This window comes from Pseudomonas kitaguniensis, assembly GCF_009296165.1.
Taxonomy (GTDB): domain Bacteria; phylum Pseudomonadota; class Gammaproteobacteria; order Pseudomonadales; family Pseudomonadaceae; genus Aquipseudomonas; species Aquipseudomonas kitaguniensis.
In genome coordinates, this window is sequence record NZ_VUAZ01000115.1 from 1 (window position 1) to 20316 (window position 20316).

Sequence of the window (20316 nt, forward strand, 5' to 3'; positions counted from 1 at the left end):
CGCTCCCACAGAAAAGCAAAAAAATTTGATGGTGTTTAAAGTTTTTTCGACCGCCCTTGTAACGAAAATCTCGCTGCTGCCTCTAGTGGTGTAAGCGGGCACTCAAGCCCGCTACCCAAACCACTGCTGGAGCTACATCACGACCACTAAAACCCGTTCGCTGTCCGCCGCTACCCTCGTTCTGGCCCTGGGCACCGCCTTGAGCCTGTCTGCCCTGACCACCACGGCTCACGCGGCCGACGACATGCAAAAATGCTTCGGTATCGCTGAAGCCGGCAAAAACGATTGCGCCGCAGGTGCCGGTACTTCCTGCGCCGGCAGCTCGAAAACCAAAGATCAAGCCAACGCCTGGAAACTGGTTCCGGCCGGTACTTGCCTGCAAACCCCAAGCACCACCTCGCCGACTGGTTTCGGCCAAGAAGCGGCCTTCAGCGCCAAGTCCTGATACCGCCTTCGCCTGAGTAACGATGATGACGCTATCACGCTCACCTACGGTCTCACGGGCTCAGGTGCCCTGCCTCCCCCACAGAGCCGGGTTGGGGCTCAAAAACGAGCACTTTGTTGAAGTGCTCGATGCCTCGCCCAACATTGGTTTTTTTGAAGTGCACGCCGAAAACTACATGGTCGCCGGCGGCCCTTTTCATCACTACCTGGGTTTGATCCGCGAGCAGTACCCGCTATCGCTGCACGGCGTGGGCCTGTCCATCGGTGGCGAAGGCCCGCTCAACCGTGAGCACCTGGCACGGTTGGCCAGGCTGATCGAACGCTATCAACCCCAGTCCTTTTCCGAACACCTGGCCTGGTCCAGCCATGGCCCGGTGTTTCTCAATGACTTACTGCCTGTGGCCTACGATGCCGCCACCCTGAACCGGGTGTGCGAACACATTGACCACGTACAAAGCACCCTCAAGCGGCCAATGCTGCTTGAAAACCCCTCGACCTACTTGCAGTTCCACCGCTCCACGCTGGACGAGGCGGACTTTATCAGCGAGATCATTCGCCGCACCGGCTGCGGCCTGCTGTTGGACGTCAACAATGTCTACGTGTCGTGCATCAACCACCAGCGCGAGCCACTGGCCTACATCGATGCGCTGCCGTTGCATGCCGTGGGTGAGATTCACCTGGCAGGTTTTGCCGAAGACACCGACAGCCTGGGCGATCGCCTGCTGATTGATGACCACGGCGCGCCCATCGATAAGGCCGTGTGGCAGTTGTACCAAGCGGTTTTGGCGCGCACCGGCCCGTTGGCAACCTTGATCGAACGGGATAACCACGTGCCTGCGTTCAAGGTGCTGCAAGCCGAAGCCGAACAGGCCGATCGGTATCTGTCGCAGGTCAACTCATGAACCATCACGCTGCGTTTGCCACTGCCTTGCTCGCACCTGACCAAGCGTGCCCCGATGGCCTGTTCAGCCAAAACGGCGCTGACCCGGCCAGCCGTTTTGCGGTGTACCGCAACAATGTGCACAGCGCGTTGATCAATGCGCTGGTGGCAGCGTTCCCGGTGACGCTGCAATTAGTCGGCGACGCGTTTTTTCGCGCCATGGCCGGCGTCTACGTGCAGACAAACCCGCCCACCAGCCCGCTGATGAGTGAGTACGCCAGCACCTTTGCCAACTTCATCCAGGGCTTCGAACCGGCTGCCAGCGTACCTTACCTGGCCGATGTCGCGCGGCTTGAGCGCCTGCGAGTGCGCGCCTATCACGCAGCAGACACCCAGCCGCTGGACCAGCAGGCCGTGCTATTGGCACTGCAGGGTCAAACGGACATGGGGCAATTACGCCTGCAACTGCACCCCTCTCTTGCCACCTTGAATTCCGCGTTTGCGGTGGTGGCTGTTTGGGCTGCGCACCAGGGCGCGGGCGCCATGGCCAGCTTGAACCCGTGGCACGCACAAAGTGCGCTGGTGCTGCGCCAAGGCCTGGCGGTCAAGGTGTTTTCCATCGACAGCGGTTCAGGCGCGTTTATCGACAGCCTGAACCACGGCACACCACTGACGACGGCCCTGGCGCATGCCCTTGAAGCCTCGGCCGAATTCGACCTGCATCAATGCCTGACACTGCTGATAAGCCACGACGCCATCACCCATATGCACTTAGAACAAAAGGAATCGCCATGAACGCATCACCTTCATGCCTGATAAAACAGGCCATCGCACTGTTTGAGAACATCCCCTACAGCCTGATCGCCTTTCTCGCACGCTTCTCGATAGCCGCGGTGTTCTGGAAATCAGGGCAGACCAAGGTCGAAGGCTTTGCCATAGACGTGATCAGCGGCACGTTCCAATGGGGCGAGCCGCGCCTTGCCGCCTCGACACTGCCGCTGTTTCGCAGTGAATATCAGGTGCCGTTGCTGTCACCCGAAGTGGCCGCACATCTAGCGACGTTCGCCGAACATTTTTTCCCGGTGCTGATCCTGGTGGGCTTTGCCACACGCTTCTCGGCCCTGGCCCTGATCGGCATGACCCTGGTCATTCAGTTGTTCGTTTACCCGGACGCTTACCCGACCCACGTCACCTGGATCGCCTTGCTGCTGCTGTTGGTCGCCAAAGGCCCCGGCCGCCTGTCCATCGACCACCTGATTGCGCGTCGCCACGGTTAAAGACGGTCCAGGGTTTCGCCGCTGCGCTTGAACCAGCCCACCAGGTAATCAGCAAGCACCTGTGTACGGCGCGGCAAGCCCCCTTGGTACGGGTGAACCAGGTACATCGGCATACTTCTGGTCTGGTAATCGCGCAGGAGCCAACGCAATCGGCCGTCAGCCAGTTCTGCGTGTAACAGGTAGGACGGCAGACGAGCGATACCAGCCCCTGACAGCGCGGCCTTTTTCAACAGACTGTAGTGGTTGGAGGCGAACGTGCCGCTGACCCGCACGCGCAGCAGCTCATGTTGCTGGTGATACAGCCATTCTTCGCGCCCGCTGTAGTGGCTGTTGAGCAGGCAGGTATGCTTCGCCAGATCCGCCGGCGTCAGCGGCTGGCCATGTTGCTCAAGGTAGGCCGGGCTTGCGCAGGTCATCTCGTGCCAGGCCAGCAATGGCTTGGCCACCAGGCGCTGAGTGTCGAGAGCCCCCATGCGCACGCCCAAATCAAAACCATCGCGCGCCAGATCGCGGTAGTTGTTGTTCAATTCCAACTCGATCTGTACCTGCGGGTACTGCTTGGAAAACTCCATTAGCAAGCCATCGAAGAAGGTTTCGCCCAGTGACACCGGAACCGTCATACGCACCGGCCCGGTCACGTCGTCCTTGAGCCGCGCCAATGCCTGACGGGCACGTTCCACGTCTACTACCAGCGCCTGAGCCTGGGGCAACAACGCCGTACCGGCGGCGGTGAGGCTGAGTTTGCGCGTGGTGCGGTGCAGCAACACCACGCCAAACTGCGCTTCCAACTGGCTGATGCGCTTGGACAACTGGCCCTTGCTGCACCCCAGTTGCTCGGCGGCCAGGGTAAAACTACCGGCTTCGACCAATACGGCAAAGGCCGCAAAATCATCCATCTCGCTCACGGATTGTTTCCATTTGAAAACCAAAGGTTGCCTATTAGCACGTTTATCCCTCTAAAAAGCCAACCTACACTGAACCTTCACTTATTCCCCCGAAGGAACAGCGCGATGAAAATTCTATTGATTGGCGCCAGCGGCACGGTGGGCTCGGCGGTCAAGGCAGAACTGGCGCAGCGTCACGAGGTGATCAGCGTCGGTCGCAACAGCGGCGACTTCCGGGTAAATATCAGTGACAGCGCCTCGATCCGCACACTGTTCGAGCAGACCGGCAAATTCGATGCCCTGGTCTGCGCGGCAGGCAATGTGAATTTTGTAGCGCTGGGTGACATGAGCGAAAGCGATTTTGAACTGGGCCTGCGTGACAAGCTGATGGGCCAGGTCAACCTGCTGCTGATCGGCCGTGAATACGCCAACGACGGCGCCTCGTTCACCTTCACCAGCGGCATTCTCAACCGCGACCCGATTCGTACAGGCGCCTCGGCGGCACTGGTGAATGGCGCGATTGACGCATTCGTCAAGGCGGCGGCAATCGAATTGCCACGCGGTTTGCGCATCAACGCTGTAAGCCCGACCGTGCTGCTGGAAGCCATGGGCAGCTACGCGCCGTATTTTCGCGGCTTCAAACCGGCGGCGGGTGCCGACGTGGCACTGGCCTACGCGAAAAGTGTAGAGGGCTTACAGAGCGGCCAAACCTTTATCGTAGGTTGACTATAGCGTCTGTAAGAATTGCCTGAACCCAGGCACCGGACTTGTGATGCAGCGTCAGCCTGCGTAACGTGGCGGCACTTGTTTGGAGACCCGATAAATGCGTGCCGCCCGTACCCTCGCTCTGTTTGCCCTGCTCCCCCTGTTCGCCGCTTGCCAACTGTTCGAGAGCGAGCCGGCCAAGCCGTCGACCGTCGGCATGACCCGTATGCAGGGTGAACTGACCACGGTGGGCGGCCAACTGTTGTTCCAGCCGTGTAACGACACACGCAACTACGTGGTCAACGACAGCGGCGGCACCAGCATCCTGCCGGAAGCCGCTTCGCTGGCCGGCCAGCAAGGCGCGCTGTTTGCCGACGTGCGCGGCAAGTTCTCCGGGGTCGCCAGCGGCACTCAGGGTTCGCTTGACCTGCAACAGGTGTATCGCATGCAACGCTCGACTTCAGCCTGCAACGACCCGGACTTCAAGCGCATGGTCCTGCGGGCCAACGGCAATAAGCCGGCGTGGGCGATGAACGTCACCGCCAAAGGCATGGTGTTGGAGCGCGAAGGCCAGCCGCCGCTGGCAGTGCCTTTTGTCGAAGAACAATTGGGTGACGGCCGGTTCAACCTGATGACCGAAGCCAACAACCAGCACATCGAATTGTGGGTGGCCCCGCAGCGCTGCATTGATAGCGTCAGCGGCAGCTTGCAACACATGACCGCCGAGTTGCGCGTTAACGGCGAGGTACAACGCGGTTGTGCGGCGTTTGGTGGTTCGCGCGACGACTGATTCAGCCCTGCGCTGTTTTAACATGACGAAAACCGGTGATTGGGGCTTATAATCGCCGGTTTGCAAAACAGCCGGCCTCTTTGTCCGCCGCCTACCGGATCCCGTCATGTTACGAATCACCGAACTCAAGCTGCCCATCGACCATCCCGAAGAAGACCTGCGGCCTGCCATCGTGCAGCGCCTGGGCGTCGCCAGTGATGACCTGCTCGATTTCACCCTGTTCAAACGCAGCTACGACGCCCGCAAAAAATCGTCGGAGCTGTGCTTCATCTACACCGTCGACCTGAACGTAAAGGGCGAAGCTGACCTGCTGCGCAAGTTCGCCGATGACCGCAACATCAACCCGTCACCGGATGTCAGCTACAAAGTAGTCGGCCATGCGCCTGAAGGCCTGACCGAGCGCCCTGTTGTGGTCGGTTTTGGGCCGTGCGGCATTTTCGCCGGCCTGTTGCTTGCGCAGATGGGCTTCAAGCCGATCATCCTGGAGCGTGGTCGCGAAGTGCGCCAGCGCACCAAGGACACGTGGGGCCTGTGGCGCAAAAATGTGCTCAACCCCGAGTCCAACGTACAGTTCGGTGAAGGCGGCGCCGGAACGTTCTCCGACGGCAAGCTTTACAGCCAGATCAAAGACTCGAAATTCCACGGTCGCAAAGTGCTGCACGAATTCGTCAAGGCCGGCGCTCCGGAAGAAATTCTTTACGTCAGCAAGCCGCACATCGGTACGTTCCGCCTGACCGGCGTGGTCGAAAACATGCGTCAGCAAATCATCGCACTCGGCGGTGAAGTGCGTTTTGAACAGCGCGTCACCGACGTGCTGATCGAAGACGGTCAGCTGAACGGCGTGGTGGTGGATGGCGGCGAACAGATTCTCTCCCGGCACGTGATCCTCGCGCTGGGCCACAGCGCCCGCGACACGTTCCGCATGTTGCACGGCCGTGGCGTGTACATGGAGGCCAAGCCGTTCTCGGTGGGTTTCCGCATTGAACACCCACAGTCGCTGATCGACGCCGCGCGCCTGGGCAAATACGCCGGGCACCCGAAACTCGGGGCTGCCGACTACAAACTGGTGCACCACGCGAAGAACGGCCGGTCGGTCTACAGCTTCTGCATGTGCCCAGGCGGCACGGTGGTGGCCGCGACGTCCGAGCCGAACCGCGTCGTCACCAACGGCATGAGCCAGTACTCGCGTAACGAGCGCAATGCCAACTCCGGCATCGTGGTCGGCATCACACCCGAGGTCGATTACCCCGGCGGCCCGTTGGCGGGTATCGAGTTGCAGGAACGCCTGGAGTCCCACGCTTACATCCTCGGCGGCAGCAACTACGAGGCACCGGCGCAACTGGTGGGTGATTTCATCGCGGGCAAGCCGTCCACCGCCATCGGCAGTGTGCAGCCGTCCTATAAGCCCGGTGTGGCGTTAGGCGACTTGGCGCTGGCGTTGCCGGACTTTGCCATTGAAGCGATTCGTGAAGCGCTGCCGGCGTTCGAGAAGCAGATCAAAGGCTACTCGCTGTACGATGCGGTGCTCACGGGTATCGAAACCCGCACCTCTTCGCCCTTGCGCATTACCCGTGACCAGTCGATGCAGAGCTTGAACGTCAAAGGCCTGTTCCCGGCCGGTGAAGGCGCAGGTTATGCCGGTGGGATTCTGTCGGCGGGGGTTGACGGGATTCGGATTGCCGAAGCGTTGGCGCGCAGCATGTTGGGTATTGAGGCTTAATCGCCACCTTGCTCACTGTGGGAGGGGGCTTGCTCCCGATTGCGGTGTGTCAGTTGAAAAATATTTATCTGACACACCGCAATCGCGAGCAAGCCCGCTCCCACAGTGTTGGCGGGTGTGGGAGCTATTGGATATTCGCCCGCTGCACCGTCTCCGGCAGCGGCTCGCCGCGCTCCATACACGCAGCGACAGCCGCAATCAAGCCGCCCAGCTCATACCCCTGCCCCAGCAACCAGGCCTGATCATAATAGGTAGTGGCATACCGCTCCCCACCGTCACACAAAATCGCCACGATCGAACCCGACTCACCCGCCGCTTTCATCTGCTGCGCCGCCACCAGCGCGCCAATCAAGTTCGTCCCACTGGACCCGCCAACCCGCCGCCCCAGACGCTCAGCCAAATAGTGCATCGCCGCCAACGACAGTGCATCCGGCACCTTGACCATCGCATCTATCACCTTGGGCAAAAACGACGCCTCAACCCGTGGCCGACCGATACCTTCGATACGCGAGCCGCAATCCAGACGCAGGCTGGCGTCACCACTCTGGTAAAAGTCGAAGAACACCGAGCGCTCGGCATCGGCACACAGCACGCGGGTGCAATGTTGGCGATAACGCACGTAACGCCCGAGTGTCGCGGTGGTGCCGCCGGTGCCGGGGCTGGAAATCAACCAGCTCGGCTCCGGGTAATGTTCAAAGCGCATCTGCTGGAAGATCGACTCGGCGATGTTGTTGTTCGCCCGCCAATCTGTCGCCCGCTCGGCGTAGGTAAATTGGTCCATGAAATGTCCGCCACTTTCCTGCGCCAACCGTTCGGACTCGGCGTAAATCTGCGTCGGGTCTTTCACCAGATGGCTCTTGCCACCATAAAAGGCGATCTGCGCGATCTTTGCCTGGGAAGTGCTGGCGGGCATTACCGCGATAAACGGCAGGCCGAGCAAGCGCGCAAAATACGCTTCGGAAATCGCCGTCGAACCGCTGGACGCCTCTATCACCGGGGCACCTGGCTTGAGCCAACCATTGCACAGCGCGTACAGGAACAGCGAACGCGCCAGCCGATGTTTCAAGCTGCCGGTGGGGTGGCTGGACTCGTCCTTGAAGTACAACTCGATACCCGGCAACCCCGGCAATGGCAAAGGGATCAGGTGCGTGTCGGCGCTGCGCTGAAAATCCGCTTCGATAATGCGAATGGCTTCGCGGGCCCAGGTACGGTGGTCGTTCATGAAGGTGCGTCTCTGAAGATTTCAGCCCCAATTTTAGGGCGTTTCCTACACTGCACACAGATACAGTAACCACTCAATTGGACACACAATTGCCGGGCGTTAACGCAACACAGCGCCTGCCCTGCGCTTATAACAAATAAGAATATAACTTTTGTTTTAACAACTAACCGTACGGGTTAGGGTACGCCCCTATTGAACTCGGATTGGAGAGCATCCCTTGCCTCTGCGTAGCACTTTCACCCGTTTCTTCCAGCTGGAGGCCGCCAGTGGTCTGCTGTTGATTGCCGCTGCCGCGTTGGCGCTGATCATCAACAACTCACCGCTGTCGCACCTCTATAACGCCTTTCTTGAGGTGCCCGTGGTCGCGCAAGTGGGCGCGCTGCAAATCGCCAAGCCTGCACTGCTGTGGATCAACGACGGCCTGATGGCCCTGTTTTTCCTGCTGATAGGTCTTGAGGTCAAGCGCGAGCTGCTTGACGGCCACCTGTCCAAGCCGTCACAAGTGGTGTTGCCCGGTGCCGCGGCGATTGGCGGCATGGTCGTGCCTGCACTGATTTACTGGGCGATCAACAAGGATTACCCCGCCGCGCTCGCAGGCTGGGCGATTCCAATGGCCACCGACATTGCCTTTGCGCTGGGCGTATTGGCCTTGCTGGGCAAGCGCGTGCCGGTGTCGCTGAAACTGTTCCTGATGACCCTGGCGATTATTGATGACTTGGGCGCGATCATCGTCATCGCCGTGTTCTATTCCGCCGACCTCTCCGGCGCCGCGCTGGCAGGCGCCGGCGCTTGCTTGATTGCCTTGATCGCGATGAACCGCCTGGGCGTGATCAAACTGGGGCCGTACCTGATCATCGGCCTGATCCTGTGGGTGTGCGTGCTCAAAAGTGGTGTACACGCGACGCTGGCCGGCGTGACCCTGGCGTTTTGCATCCCGATGGGCACTAAAAACGCCGAGCCTTCGCCGCTGCTCACGCTGGAACACGCGCTGCACCCGTGGGTGGCGTACGCCATTCTGCCGCTGTTCGCCTTCGCCAACGCCGGCGTGTCGCTCACGGGCGTGAGCCTGGAGAGCTTCACTCACCATGTGCCGATGGGTATCGCCGCCGGGTTGCTGATCGGCAAAACCATCGGCGTGTTCGGCCTCACCTGGCTTGCCGTGAAAACCGGCCTCTCCGCGCTGCCCAGCGGCGCCAACTGGGGCCAAGTGTTCGGTGTGGCTATCCTGTGCGGTATCGGCTTCACCATGAGCTTGTTCGTCGGCTCGCTGGCGTTTGTGCCGGGTGCCAGTGAATTCGCAGGCGAAGACCGAATGGGGATTTTGACCGGGTCGATCCTGGCCGCCTGTATCGGCTACGCGGTGACCGCGATGGCGAGTCGCAAAAAAGCCTAGCCCTCTGAAACACCCAAAAAACCCCAGCCGGTCACCCGTCTGGGGTTTTCTTTTGCGCCACAGAGATTAAGTCGACATTCCGCCCGCGCGTGCCTAAAGACTTTCAGCTTGCCGCCGACTAGCTGGTGTGGCGGGTGATGTGGCGACGTGAATGCCGCCTGAAACACCCGCCGACACGGCTCATCAACGCGTACCCAGCCCGAGCGACAACCCCATGTTCCTGAGAAATATAAGAATCGCTGCCAGAGCCTTCATCGCCTTCGCCGCCATTGCGTCACTGAGTGTGTTTCTCGGCCTGTTTGCGCTCAAGCAGATTGGTGAAGTCCAGTCGCAGGCAGCCGACATTCAAAACAACTGGATGCAGCGCGTCAGGATCCTGGCCTTGGCGAATGCGTCGCTTGACCGTTTTCGCTTGGGCGAAATGGCGCACATCCTGTCGTCAAGCGACGCCGACATGCAAACCTACGAAGACAAATCCGCAGGCCGCCTGAAAAGCGTCAAGGAGCAGCTCACGCAATACGCAGCCCTGCTGCGCAACGCGGATGAAAAAGCCAAGCTGGATGTTTTCAATCAGAGCCTGGATGCGTACGCGAAGAACCATACCGAGATGCTCAAACGCTCGCGCTCGGGCGATAAGGCCAGCGCTCGCGACTTTCTTAACAGCATTCGAGAAAGTTATGAGCAGATGACCAAGAACTTCGATCAACTGATAGACCTCGCCAACAAAGGTGCTGAACAGGCCGGCCAGACCTCCGTAAGCGCTTATCAACATGCGGTAACCGGCATTAGCATCGTCATCCTGTTGGTGAGTGGCGGCACAATTCTGGTTGCCTGGCTGCTGACCCGCAGCATTACCGGCCCGATCATTGAAGCAGTACATGTTGCCGAAACCATCGCCAAGGGCGATCTGACCCAGCCGATCAATCCAAACGGCAACGACGAGGCCACGCGCCTGCTCAAAGCCCAGGAGATCATGCGTAACAACCTGGTGCAGACCCTGCGGCAAATAACCGGCTCATCCAGCCAACTGGCAGCGGCGGCTGAAGAACTGAATGCCGTGACGGCCGAAGGCAGCCGCGACCTGCAACAACAACATGGGGAAATCGAGCAGGCGGCCACAGCCGTCACCGAGATGACCACCGCGATTGAAGAAGTCGCAAGGAATGCGGCGTCTACCTCCGACCTCTCCCAAGAGTCGCGAAGCATCGCCTTGAAGGGCCAGCAACGCATGGTCGAGGCGCTGAACGCCATCCAGGCGTTGACCCGTGGCGTTGAAGTCAGCTCCGGGCAAGTGGGCGGCCTCGCCGAACAGGCCAAGGGCATCGGCAAAGTGCTTGATGTGATCCGCACCATTGCCGAGCAAACCAACCTGCTCGCGCTGAACGCGGCCATCGAAGCCGCCCGCGCCGGTGAAGCTGGCCGTGGTTTTGCGGTGGTTGCCGATGAAGTTCGCGCGCTGGCCCACCGTACTGCGCAATCCACCCAGGAAATCGAACACATGATCGGCAGCATTCAGACCAACACTGCCAGCACCGTGCATACCATGCTCGACAGCACCGCCATGACCCAGCAAACCCTGGCGCTGGCCGAGCTGGCACAGCAGGCACTGGCGGATATTCTGGCGGCCAACAATGAGATCAACGAGCGCAACCTGATGATTACCACCGCGGCAGCCGAGCAGGCCGACGTAGCTCGGGCGGTCGATCGCAATTTGCTGAATATTCAGCAGTTGTCGATTCAGTCTGCCGAAGGCTCGACTCAAACCACTGCCGCCTCGCAATCACTGGCCAGCCTGGCCCATGAATTGAATACGATGGTCAAACACTTTCAGATTTGAGCCACCCACCTGTGGCGAGGGGGCTTGCTTACGCTGGGATGAGCAACCCCGGCGCCTGAAACCAAAAAACCCCAACCGGTCACCCGGTTGGGGTTTTGTACTTCTACACCTGACGCTTAGCGCGTAACGCGGCTGGTACCGTTGACGGTCATGATGCGGACACGGTCGCCGATGCGGAAGATTTCGTTCTCTTCAACCGCCTGAACGTAAGCGCGCATGCTGCCGTCGTCTTCGCGAACGGTGATTTCCACGCCTTGGGTACGGGTCAGGCCTTCTTCGGTCGCCGAACCCAGCAAGCCACCGGCTACTGCGCCGATCACTGCGGTCACAATACTGCCTCGACCGCCGCCGATGGCACTGCCGCCAACGCCGCCAATGACTGCACCTGCGGCGCCGCCGATTGGGGTCTTGGTGCCTTCGATTTTCACCGGGCGCAAGGACTCAATGGTCCCCATGCGAACGGTCTGTACACGACGCGCCTCGTCTCGGGAGTACGAGTCGCCGGTCAGACTCGAGGCGCAGCCACCCAGCAGCAACGACAGGGTGGTAAAGCAGGCAACTAGTAAAACGGACTTACGCATAGCATCAACTCCAAAGGACAGGTATTCATTAGACGCCGCAGCTTGGCGCCTGTCACGGCAAGCACGTCAGAAAATTGCTTTCATTCAGCCTTAGTACAGACTGTCAGCACCAGAAAAATCGACAAACGGTGACATTCACCTTGTTTCAATGAATGTCACGGGTCTGTTGAGTATTGTAGTCGCGCAGCCGCACACGCCCAAAGCCTCTTGCACAAAGACTTCGGTGTGGCGGGCAACATTCAGGCGGGGTGATGAAAGGTCGCGCTCAGGGCGCCAGGCGCTCGCGAATCCATTCGTGCGCTTGCAGACGGTAATTCAGGCGGTCATGCAGGCGGCTGGCGCGGCCTTGCCAAAACTCGATGCGCTCGGGCAACAGGCGATAGCCACCCCAATACTCCGGGCAATCGGGCTGGGTATCGCTGAAACGCTGCTCGGTGGCCTTGAGCAAGTCCTGCAGTTCTTCGCGGTCACGAATGACCTGGCTCTGCGGTGATGCCCAGGCCCCCAGACGGCTGCCCAAAGGTCGAACCTGATAATAAGCATCCGACTCTTGCGGTGTGACCTTGACCACACGCCCTTCGATGCGCACCTGGCGCTCCAAGGTTGGCCAGAAGAAGGTCATGGCCGCGTAAGGCTGCGCCGCGAGCTGTTCGCCCTTGGCGCTCTGATAGTTGGTGAAGAAGGTAAAGCCCTGCGCATCCAGGCCTTTAAGCAGCAAGATGCGGCAGTGCGGGCGACCGTCCTGGTCGACCGTGGCCAGGGTCATGGCATTGGCCTCCACCGGTGGCTGCTCGGTTTTCACCGCATCGCCGAACCATTGGTGGAACAACGCAAACGGCTCGCTCGGGGCCTGCGCCTCGCTCAAACCGTCCCGTGTGTAGTCACGGCGCATATCGGCCAGTGCCTGGGTCATGCGGCTTTATCCTTGTGTTTCAACGGATCAGTTTTTCGCCTGGTCGTTGGAGGCTGGCGCATCGGCCTTCGGCGCAGGTTTCTTCGCCGCAGGCTTGGCAGCGGCTTTTTTGGCCACTGGCTTGGCGGCGACTTTCTTGGCCGGGGCCTTTTTAGCCGGCACCGCTTTTTTCGCCGCAGGCGCTGCTACCGGTGCTGGTGCAGCTTGCACTGCGACCATGTCGGCAACCGGTGGTTTGCCCGAGTTGTACTTGCTCAGCAAGGCCAGCATGGTGGTGCGCTGAGTGAACATGATTTCCATGCGACGGTTCAGCGCACGGCCTTGGGTGCTGTCGTTGGCAGCCCGTGGCATCAGGTCACCCATGCCGCGCATCATCAGGCGATCCTGCTTCAAGCCGCTGAGGCTGAAAATCGAAGCGATGGACTGCGCACGCTCGCGGGTCAGCGCCTGGCTAACAGGCTCGGCACCGTTGGTGTCGACGTGGCCGAGTACCAGCACGGCGGTCTTAGGGTCACCTTCAACCGCTTTGGCAACACGGGTGAACGGGCCGAGGGTCACTGGCAACAGCATCGCCGGGCGTTTCGGGTTGTACGAGCCGTCAACCGGAGCGATCACGACCAGTACGTTTTCGCGACGCTCCAATTGCAGGTTGCTGTCCTTGATGGCGTCACGCAGGCGCGGCTCGTAGTCGTCCAGCCAAGCCTGAGTGATTTTCGGGTCAGGCATCTGCACGTTGGTCACGTCGACCTTGGCCAATGGCTTTGGCTTGCTTTCGAACGGCCACCACCATTTGGCCTCGGTGTCGGTCTTGGCAACAGCCGGGGCAGCGTCTGCAGACGACGCCGGGGTGGCGGCCTTGAGGTCGGCTTTCAGGTCGGCCTTGGCGTCAGCGGCTTTTTCATCGGCAGTCTTGGTGGAGAAAGGCCACCAGTTGAAGCCGGTGTCAGCCTTGGCGACCGGAGCAGGCGCTGGAGCAGCGGCGGCAACTGGCGCGGCAGGCTTGGCGCCAGCGGCTGGTTTGGCATCCGGCTTAACGTCGGTTTGGGTCACTGCGTCCTTGGTAGCGGCCTTGTCAGATCCAAATGACCACCAATGCCCTCCTTCGGCATCATTTTGTGGTGTTTGTGCGCAGCCAGTAATCGTTAGGCACAGCGCCAGTGCCAAGGACTTGTTCGATAACATGAGGTATCCACACAATGAGAAAAAACCAGGGGGTCTCGATGACCCGTTAAACAGACGCTTACAGAACATTAAAGTAACCCCATTTCGTTCAGCGCCTTTCTTATACTTGCCTTTGTAACAAAAAAACGTGAAACAGCAAGCTCTTTACAGACAACCGGCCAATATTCTGACCAACTTCTGTGCACGCGGGTCCATAAGTACGTAAGGCCCGAGTGTATTAGTCACGAAACCGAACGCTACATCATGTTCCGGGTCGGCAAACCCCACCGAACCGCCCGCACCAGGATGCCCAAACGCACGCGGGCCAAGGCCGAAAGTAGCATTCGGCAGTTGCGCCTGATCCAACATGCAGCCCAAGCCAAAACGGGTTTGGGTCAATAAGGTTTTATCCGGGCCGATACTGTGTTCGCGTGTCAATTGTTCGAGCATGTCGCTTTCCAGCAAACTACCGTCCAACAACCCGCTATAAAAACCCGCCAGGCTGCGCGCATTACCGTGACCATTTGCCGCTGGCTGCTGCATGCGCCGCCATTCGGGCTTATTAGTGCTGGTCAGAATTGACGGAGGGTTGGCAAATGCACGCGTGGTCATGGCCGCCGGTTCACGCATCATAACTTGCAACAAGCGTTGAGCGGCTTCATCGCCTTTATTGCCTTTGCTGCGCGCTATATGCGCAACACGGTAAAACTCTGCGTCCGCCAGGCCCACATGGAAGTCCAGCCCCAACGGGCGCGCAACCCGCGCCACGATCGACTCACCCGGCCCGCGCCCGTCGGCGCGCGCAGTAGCTCGCCAACCAGCCAGCCGTAGGTGATGGCCTCGTAGCCATGGCCCTGGCCCGGCGTCCACCACGGGGCTTCGGCCGCCAGGGTGTCGACCATCAATTGCCAGTCGTACAGGGCTTCAACCGGCAGCAACTCGCGGATCGCCGGCAAGCCCGCCTGGTGGCAGAGCAACTGGCGCAGGGTGATGGCTTCTTTACCGGCCGCGGCGAACTCGGGCCAGTAGTTGGCGACCGGGGCGTCGAGTTGCAACTTGCCCTCGGCCACCAATTGCAGGGCGGTGACGGCGGTAAAGGTCTTGGTGCAGGAGAACAGGTTGACGATTGTGTCGCTGTGCCAGGCCTCGGCACCGTCCTTGTCGGCGGTGCGGCCCACAGGTCCACCACGGTTTGCCCGCCGACCTGGATACACAGCCCGGCACCACGCTCCTGCGGGTCGTCGAACAAGGCGGCGAATGCTTCCCGCACCGCTTCGAACTGGAGTTCGTAATGACCCTGAATCTGCACCTGACCCGCCTTGGAAAACACGCTATTAAAGTGGCCGACATTGTTCCAGTCATTGTCGGTTTTGTGAACCCGTCAACGATCAATCAATGGCCGTTTCCAGAGTGCCCGCCGGCATGCCCGGCACCCGGCCCCGCGCCTTGGCTTTGTTGCCCCGCCTTACTGCCTTCACTGTCACGCGCAGCGCCGGCAGCCTTGGCTTTTTGCGCGTCTTTGCCCAGTTGGTCGACCGCTGCCAGGTTGCTTTTACGCACGCTGTCGACGAAGCCCTGAAACGGCACGTCGGTGATGCCGACGAGGCCGAAGTGACCGTTTTCGCCGTCGAGCAGACGACCGGTTACCGGCTGGTCCAGGTACTGGAACCAGTGCACGCCGACAATCGATGGCTCGGCCATGGCCTGCTTGAGGAAGTTGCTGTACGCCGCGCCCCGGTCTTCTTCCTTGGCCAACTGGGTCACGCCGCCCCAGAACGGGCCACGGTCCGCCGAGCCGAAGTTGAATTCGGTGATCAGTACCGGTTTGTCCAATGCGTGCAAGGCAGCAAAGTCATAACCGTCCTGGGGCTTGAGGGTGTACATGTTGAAGCTCAGCACATCGCAATATTGCGCACAGGACGCCACCGCTTCCGGGGTGCTGACGGCGTAACGACCGCCCAGCAGCAACTGATTCGGCGCGTGCCACTTCAGCGAATCGGAGATGGTTTTGAAATAGGCATCGGCGAAGGTCTTCTGGAAGTATTTGAAGTCAGCTTCGATTTCCGGGTGCTCAGGGCTTGGCATCGGCGGCTCGAACCCTGGGTCTTCCATCAACTCCCAACCGGATAGGTGGATGCCCCAGGCTTTTGACAGGCCTTCTTCGTTACGGTACTTGTCGCGAAGTTGCTTGAGGAACGCGCGTTTGGCCGGTACGTCGGTGGTCATGCGCAGGGTGCCGTAGGCCAGCGCGTAACGGGATTTCGCAGCGTCGCCGGGGCCAGCCCACGCCAGCTCGTTATCGGCGAAAAAGCCGATCAGCCACGGGTCATCACGGTGATCGCGGGCAGCAATGGCCACAGCGCGTTCGGTGGCCATGGCAAAGCGCGGGTCGAACGGGTCGGGCATGCCGCCCCACCAATCGGTGCCGGTGCTGATGCTGGCGTAGTCACCGACAATCGACAGCGGCAAGGTGTAAGGCACGCGGTCGGCACTGGCCAGCGCTTCGTCGCTCCAGTTGCCCACGGTATTAAAACCCCAGGCTTGCAAGCGGTCGAGGGTGTGCGTGATCCAGCGCTTTTGGTCGAAGCCTTCGGTGCCGTACGTACGCTGCAGGTTGGCGCCGTAAAAATCGTACCAACGGCCCACATTAAAGCCCCGGCCTTGATCGGCGCCGTTGCCGCCACGGTTATCTCCACGGCCGTAGTACTTGTCGAACGGCTCGCCTGCCTTCGGCAGCGCGCCGAACATCCACTCGCGGCCAGCCACGTAGGTCTGGTTGTTGTCCGGGGCCACGGTGTTGACGCCCAAGGAATAGAACGGATGACCTTCGGGCGTTACCAGGTACCAGCGACCGTCACGCTTTTCGGTGCGGAAAAACCCGCTGGCGTCGAACGCCGGGCCTTTGTTCCAACCGCCGTATTGGTCCAGGGAGGCTTTGTTGCGCTCAGCCAGCCAGCCCTTGAGCTGCTGTTGTTCCTTGGTCGCTGCGGCCTTGAGTTGCTCGTCGTTGCTGACTTTTTCCGGCCAGCGTGCGCGGGTGGATTGGCCATACGCATCGACCAGTTCGCTATAGGCGGCCTTCAGCACCGGCTCGCTGTCCTGCACACCAAAGCGTTCCAGCAGGATGCTTTGGGCGGCGTTGGGCTTGATCATCGACAGGCTGACCGACGCGACTTGGCTGCGGTCGATTGCCCCGTCGCTGCTGGCCAGCAATACACGCTGGCCATCCACCGTGATCGGCATCGGCGGGCCGGCCTTCATGCCTTGGCTCAGTGGCGAGTTGGCTTGCAGCGGTATCAGCAGGGTCTGCGCCGGGCCTGCCGGCAGGTCGACACGGCTGACCAGGGTCTTGCCGTCCGTGCTCTGCACTTTGACGTACAGGGTCAGCGCCCAGTCCATCGCGCTCTGGATACGCAGGCTCATGGCGCCGGACTGCGACCAGTCCCACACGCCGGTCTGCGGGCTGAGCACCAGGCTCGGTTCGGCTGCCGGGTTAAACGTGATGCGGCGCAACACCTCGCCTTCGGGCGTTTGTTCGGCATTGTATTGCGGCAGGCTGGCGTCCTGGGTCGCCACCTTGACCACATCGGCAGGCCGGACGAAGTTGAACAGCGTTTGTTGCCCGGCGGGCGCGGCCATCAAAGGCGCGGCGAACAACAGAGCAAAAAGAGCGGGCAGCGTGCGAATCATACGAACAAGGTTCTCCCTGACGGCCGATGACTGGCCTGATGACACAAAATGTTGGCGGTGAGATAGACCACGCAGTGGGCGAATTCGCCCACGCTGGCTCAAGATATTTCGCGCCTGAACGGCGGCAAAGCATTAAGGATAGCTTTGCCATAGCGCTGCGTGACCAAACGACGGTCGAGCAAGGTGATGGTGCCGCGGTCTTCTTCGGTGCGCAGCAAGCGGCCGCAGGCCTGGACCAGCTTCAACGAGGCATCCGGCACCGAGATTTCCATGAACGGGTTGCCGCCACGCGCTTCGATCCATTCGGCCAGCGCGGCCTCGACCGGATCATCCGGCACCGAGAACGGGATTTTGGCGATCACCACGTGTTCGCAGTAAGCACCGGGCAAGTCCACGCCTTCGGCGAAGCTGGCCAGCCCGAACAGCACGCTGGAATCGCCACCATCAACCCGCGCCTTATGCTTGTTCAGGGTTTCCTGCTTGGACAGGTTGCCCTGGATAAACACCTGCTTGCGCCAGTCGCGGTCAAGCCCGTCAAACACGTCCTGCATCTGTTTACGCGAAGAGAACAGCACCAGCGTGCCGCGTGAACCTTCGACCAGGGCAGGCAAGTCGCGAATGATCGCGGCCGTATGCGCCGGTGCATCCCGTGGGTCGGCCTTCAGGTCCGGCACCCGCAGCACGCCAGCGTCGGCGTGGTGAAACGGGCTCGGCACCACCGCCGTAACGGCTTTTTTCGGCAGGCCGGCACGCATGCGAAAGCGATCGAAGGTGCCCAGCGCAGTCAGCGTGGCCGAGGTAACCAGGCAGCCGTAGGCGACGTTCCAGAGGTTGCGACGGAGCATTTCTGCCGCAAGAATCGGGCTGGCGTTGACCTCGATATCGAACAGTGCGCCACTTTCCGACAGGGTCAACCAGCGCGCCATGGGCGGATTGTCTTCCGGGTCTTCGACGGTAAATGCGGTCCATAGCTCCCAGTTGCCCTGGGAGCGCGACAACAGGCTACCGAACAGCGGGTACCATTCTTCGGCCTGGTTGCTGGCGATGCCGATATTGACTTCGCCATCCATGCCTTCCTTGAGCAAGTCAGTCAGGCGGGTGAACAAGTCGGTCAACCGCGAAAAACCCTTTTTCAGCTCAATGCCCATTTCGCGCATGTGCTCGGGGATCAACCCGCCGACAAAGCGGTGACGTGGCCGCTCACGGCCTTCAACGTCTTCACCGGGCCTGAAGTCGGCAACCTGCTCGCAGGCGCTGAACATGAATTGCTGTTGGGTCTTGATCTCGCGCGCCAGCTCCGGCACTTGCTCGATCAGCTTGCCCAGGTCGCCAGGCAGCGGATGCTGGGCAAGCAACTTGGTGAGGTTCTTGGCGGTGGTTTCGAGCCAGTCGGCGGTCGAGCGCAGGCGCGTGTAATGCGCGAAGTGGCCGATGGCCTTGTCGGGCAGGTGGTGCCCTTCGTCGAACACGTAAAAGGTGTCGCGCGGGTCCGGCAGCACGGCGCCGCCGCCCAACGCCAGGTCGGCCAGGACCATGTCGTGGTTGGTGACGATCACGTCGACCTTGCCCATGCCTTCGCGGGCCTTGTAGAAGGCGCATTGGCCGAAGTTCGGGCAATGCCGGTTGGTGCACTGGCTGTGATCGGTGGTCAGGCGCGCCCAGTCGGCATCTTCCAGCGCGGTGGGCCAACTGTCACGGTCGCCGTCCCATTTGTTGCCGGCGAGTTTCTCGATCATGCTGGTGAAGAGCTTCTGGCTGACTTCATCAACCTCAATCTTGAAGCCTTCTTCTTCAAACAGCGACGCCGTGGCGGTTTGCGCGTGGCCTTCCTGCAGCAATACGTCGAGCTTGGACAAGCACATGTAACGGCCTCGGCCCTTGGCCAGGGCGAAGGTGAAGTTAAGGCCGCTGTTGCGCATCAGGTCGGGCAGGTCTTTGTAAACGATCTGTTCTTGCAGGGCGACGGTTGCGGTGGCGATCACCAGGCGTTTGCCGGCGGCCTTGGCGGTGGGAATCGCGGCAATGCTGTAGGCCACGGTTTTACCGGTACCGGTACCGGCTTCAACGGCCACAATCGCGGGGTCACCACTGCGCCGACCTTCGTCGTCGGTGTCGATATCGCCGAGTACCTTGGCCACTTCGGCGATCATCAGGCGTTGGCCGTAGCGCGGTTTCAAGCTTTTGGCTTCGAGAAAACGCGAATAAGCGCCCTGGATCGTGGTTTTGAGTTCAGTGCTGATCATGGATAGTCGGGCGCAAAAAACGCTGGATAAATTTTCAGTGGTTCGGATCGGCCGCTATCATACCCCGCTAATTAATCCCGCGCAGAACGGAGTACTACAATGATCGCGTTTAGCCTCGCTTACACCCTGCATGTATTGGCCGCCCTGATCTGGGTGGGCGGTATGTTTTTCGCCTGGATGATCCTGCGACCCGCCGCAATGACGGCACTTGAGGGCCCTGCCCGGCTAAAGTTGTGGGCAAATGTATTTCAACGTTTTTTTGTGTGGGTGTGGGTGGCCGTGGTGGTTTTGCCGATCAGCGGTGTGGGCTTGCTGCAACTGCGTTTCAGCGGGTTTGAAACCGCCCCGCGTTATGTGCAAGTGATGATGGGCTTGTACGTGGTGATGACGGCGCTGTTTATCCGCATTCAAGCGTTGAAGTTCCCGCAGTTGCGCGCAGCGGTGGCGACTGAAGACTGGCCGGCGGGCGCGGCTGCGCTGGGGGAGATTCGCAAGCTGGTGGGGATTAATCTGATTATCGGCTTGGTGGTGGTGGCGATCGCTTCGGCTCGCCCGATGTTCTGAGGGCGCGCTTTT

General features: G+C 60.4%; 16 protein-coding genes and 3 pseudogenes. 11 read left to right on the forward strand and 8 right to left on the reverse strand.

Annotated elements, in window-relative coordinates:
• Positions 1-136: 136 nt before the first annotated feature.
• From F0169_RS18840 to F0169_RS18855, 4 genes are read left to right on the forward strand one after another with little or no spacing between them, the layout of a single operon-like run.
• The gene (locus F0169_RS18840; protein ID WP_172979485.1) at positions 137-445 is read left to right on the forward strand and encodes a BufA1 family periplasmic bufferin-type metallophore; all 309 of its coding nucleotides are present in this window, start codon (positions 137-139) and stop codon (positions 443-445) included.
• A 22-nt stretch (positions 446-467) separates the two neighbouring features.
• Positions 468-1346, forward strand: a complete 879-nt coding sequence (gene bufB / locus F0169_RS18845; protein ID WP_152747328.1) for an MNIO family bufferin maturase — start codon at positions 468-470, stop codon at positions 1344-1346.
• Complete coding sequence (locus F0169_RS18850; RefSeq protein ID WP_152747329.1) at positions 1343-2119, forward strand: HvfC/BufC N-terminal domain-containing protein; 777 nt, start codon at positions 1343-1345, stop codon at positions 2117-2119. The genes bufB and F0169_RS18850 overlap by 4 nt, the downstream gene beginning before the upstream one ends.
• Positions 2116-2601: a DoxX family protein gene (locus tag F0169_RS18855; protein WP_152747330.1), complete on the forward strand. Its 486-nt coding sequence runs from the start codon at positions 2116-2118 to the stop codon at positions 2599-2601. Before F0169_RS18850 ends, F0169_RS18855 begins: the two co-directional genes overlap by 4 nt.
• Here the strand turns inward: F0169_RS18855 and F0169_RS18860 are convergent.
• Positions 2598-3506 (reverse strand): LysR substrate-binding domain-containing protein, encoded by a 909-nt coding sequence (locus F0169_RS18860; protein WP_172979484.1) that lies wholly within the window; start codon positions 3504-3506, stop codon positions 2598-2600. The genes F0169_RS18855 and F0169_RS18860 overlap by 4 nt on opposite strands.
• 105 nt (positions 3507-3611) lie before the next feature.
• Here F0169_RS18860 and F0169_RS18865 point away from each other — a divergent pair, with 105 nt between their 5' ends.
• From F0169_RS18865 to F0169_RS18875, 3 genes are all read left to right on the forward strand, one after another.
• Positions 3612-4211: a short chain dehydrogenase gene (locus tag F0169_RS18865; RefSeq protein WP_152747331.1), complete on the forward strand. Its 600-nt coding sequence runs from the start codon at positions 3612-3614 to the stop codon at positions 4209-4211.
• Between the two features lie 97 nt (positions 4212-4308).
• The gene (locus tag F0169_RS18870) at positions 4309-4980 is read left to right on the forward strand and encodes a COG3650 family protein (RefSeq protein ID WP_152747332.1); all 672 of its coding nucleotides are present in this window, start codon (positions 4309-4311) and stop codon (positions 4978-4980) included.
• A gap of 106 nt (positions 4981-5086) precedes the next feature.
• Positions 5087-6700: an NAD(P)/FAD-dependent oxidoreductase gene (locus F0169_RS18875; protein ID WP_058412370.1), complete on the forward strand. Its 1614-nt coding sequence runs from the start codon at positions 5087-5089 to the stop codon at positions 6698-6700.
• A 124-nt stretch (positions 6701-6824) separates the two neighbouring features.
• On the opposite strand, the gene F0169_RS18880 is transcribed toward F0169_RS18875, so the two are convergent.
• Positions 6825-7922 (reverse strand): PLP-dependent cysteine synthase family protein, encoded by a 1098-nt coding sequence (locus F0169_RS18880; protein WP_152747333.1) that lies wholly within the window; start codon positions 7920-7922, stop codon positions 6825-6827.
• Positions 7923-8139: 217 nt separating this feature from the next.
• Here F0169_RS18880 and nhaA point away from each other — a divergent pair, with 217 nt between their 5' ends.
• The 3 genes and pseudogenes from nhaA to F0169_RS28470 form a co-directional block, all read left to right on the forward strand.
• Positions 8140-9315 (forward strand): Na+/H+ antiporter NhaA, encoded by a 1176-nt coding sequence (nhaA, locus tag F0169_RS18885; RefSeq protein WP_152747334.1) that lies wholly within the window; start codon positions 8140-8142, stop codon positions 9313-9315.
• A gap of 214 nt (positions 9316-9529) precedes the next feature.
• Positions 9530-10294: pseudogene (locus F0169_RS28465) on the forward strand (MCP four helix bundle domain-containing protein); the annotation flags it as partial.
• Between the two features lie 3 nt (positions 10295-10297).
• Positions 10298-11152, forward strand: a pseudogene (locus F0169_RS28470) (methyl-accepting chemotaxis protein); the annotation flags it as partial.
• Between the two features lie 116 nt (positions 11153-11268).
• Here F0169_RS28470 and F0169_RS18895 read toward each other — a convergent pair.
• The 6 genes and pseudogenes from F0169_RS18895 to dinG form a co-directional block, all read right to left on the reverse strand.
• Entirely contained in the window at positions 11269-11733 is a 465-nt protein-coding gene (locus tag F0169_RS18895) for an outer membrane lipoprotein (RefSeq protein WP_056857494.1), read from the reverse strand.
• Between the two features lie 265 nt (positions 11734-11998).
• Positions 11999-12646, reverse strand: a complete 648-nt coding sequence (gene pdxH / locus F0169_RS18900) for a pyridoxamine 5'-phosphate oxidase (protein WP_152747335.1) — start codon at positions 12644-12646, stop codon at positions 11999-12001.
• Between the two features lie 27 nt (positions 12647-12673).
• A complete protein-coding gene (locus tag F0169_RS18905) occupies positions 12674-13828 on the reverse strand; it encodes an OmpA family protein (RefSeq protein WP_152747336.1) in 1155 nt (384 codons plus the stop codon).
• A 144-nt stretch (positions 13829-13972) separates the two neighbouring features.
• Positions 13973-15116, reverse strand: a pseudogene (locus tag F0169_RS18910) (serine hydrolase domain-containing protein).
• Between the two features lie 83 nt (positions 15117-15199).
• Entirely contained in the window at positions 15200-17497 is a 2298-nt protein-coding gene (locus tag F0169_RS18915) for a beta-galactosidase (RefSeq protein ID WP_152747337.1), read from the reverse strand.
• A 98-nt stretch (positions 17498-17595) separates the two neighbouring features.
• Positions 17596-19740 carry an ATP-dependent DNA helicase DinG gene (gene dinG, locus F0169_RS18920; RefSeq protein ID WP_152747338.1) on the reverse strand — a complete coding sequence of 715 codons (2145 nt, stop codon included), beginning with the start codon at positions 19738-19740 and terminating at the stop codon, positions 17596-17598.
• Between the two features lie 99 nt (positions 19741-19839).
• Between dinG and F0169_RS18925 the strand changes: the two genes are divergently transcribed.
• Positions 19840-20304, forward strand: a complete 465-nt coding sequence (locus F0169_RS18925) for a CopD family protein (RefSeq protein ID WP_152747339.1) — start codon at positions 19840-19842, stop codon at positions 20302-20304.
• Positions 20305-20316 lie beyond the last annotated feature (12 nt).

Coding starts and splice junctions, on each gene's coding strand:
- F0169_RS18915 (WP_152747337.1), bottom strand. CDS start 17,497: ATGATTCGCACGCTGCCCGCTCTTTTTGCTCTGTTGTTCGCCGCGCCT.
- F0169_RS18865 (WP_152747331.1), top strand. CDS start 3,612: ATGAAAATTCTATTGATTGGCGCCAGCGGCACGGTGGGCTCGGCGGTC.
- F0169_RS18895 (WP_056857494.1), bottom strand. CDS start 11,733: ATGCGTAAGTCCGTTTTACTAGTTGCCTGCTTTACCACCCTGTCGTTG.
- F0169_RS18870 (WP_152747332.1), top strand. CDS start 4,309: ATGCGTGCCGCCCGTACCCTCGCTCTGTTTGCCCTGCTCCCCCTGTTC.
- F0169_RS18905 (WP_152747336.1), bottom strand. CDS start 13,828: ATGTTATCGAACAAGTCCTTGGCACTGGCGCTGTGCCTAACGATTACT.
- F0169_RS18855 (WP_152747330.1), top strand. CDS start 2,116: ATGAACGCATCACCTTCATGCCTGATAAAACAGGCCATCGCACTGTTT.
- F0169_RS18875 (WP_058412370.1), top strand. CDS start 5,087: ATGTTACGAATCACCGAACTCAAGCTGCCCATCGACCATCCCGAAGAA.
- pdxH (WP_152747335.1), bottom strand. CDS start 12,646: ATGACCCAGGCACTGGCCGATATGCGCCGTGACTACACACGGGACGGT.
- bufB (WP_152747328.1), top strand. CDS start 468: ATGATGACGCTATCACGCTCACCTACGGTCTCACGGGCTCAGGTGCCC.
- F0169_RS18880 (WP_152747333.1), bottom strand. CDS start 7,922: ATGAACGACCACCGTACCTGGGCCCGCGAAGCCATTCGCATTATCGAA.
- dinG (WP_152747338.1), bottom strand. CDS start 19,740: ATGATCAGCACTGAACTCAAAACCACGATCCAGGGCGCTTATTCGCGT.
- F0169_RS18925 (WP_152747339.1), top strand. CDS start 19,840: ATGATCGCGTTTAGCCTCGCTTACACCCTGCATGTATTGGCCGCCCTG.
- F0169_RS18850 (WP_152747329.1), top strand. CDS start 1,343: ATGAACCATCACGCTGCGTTTGCCACTGCCTTGCTCGCACCTGACCAA.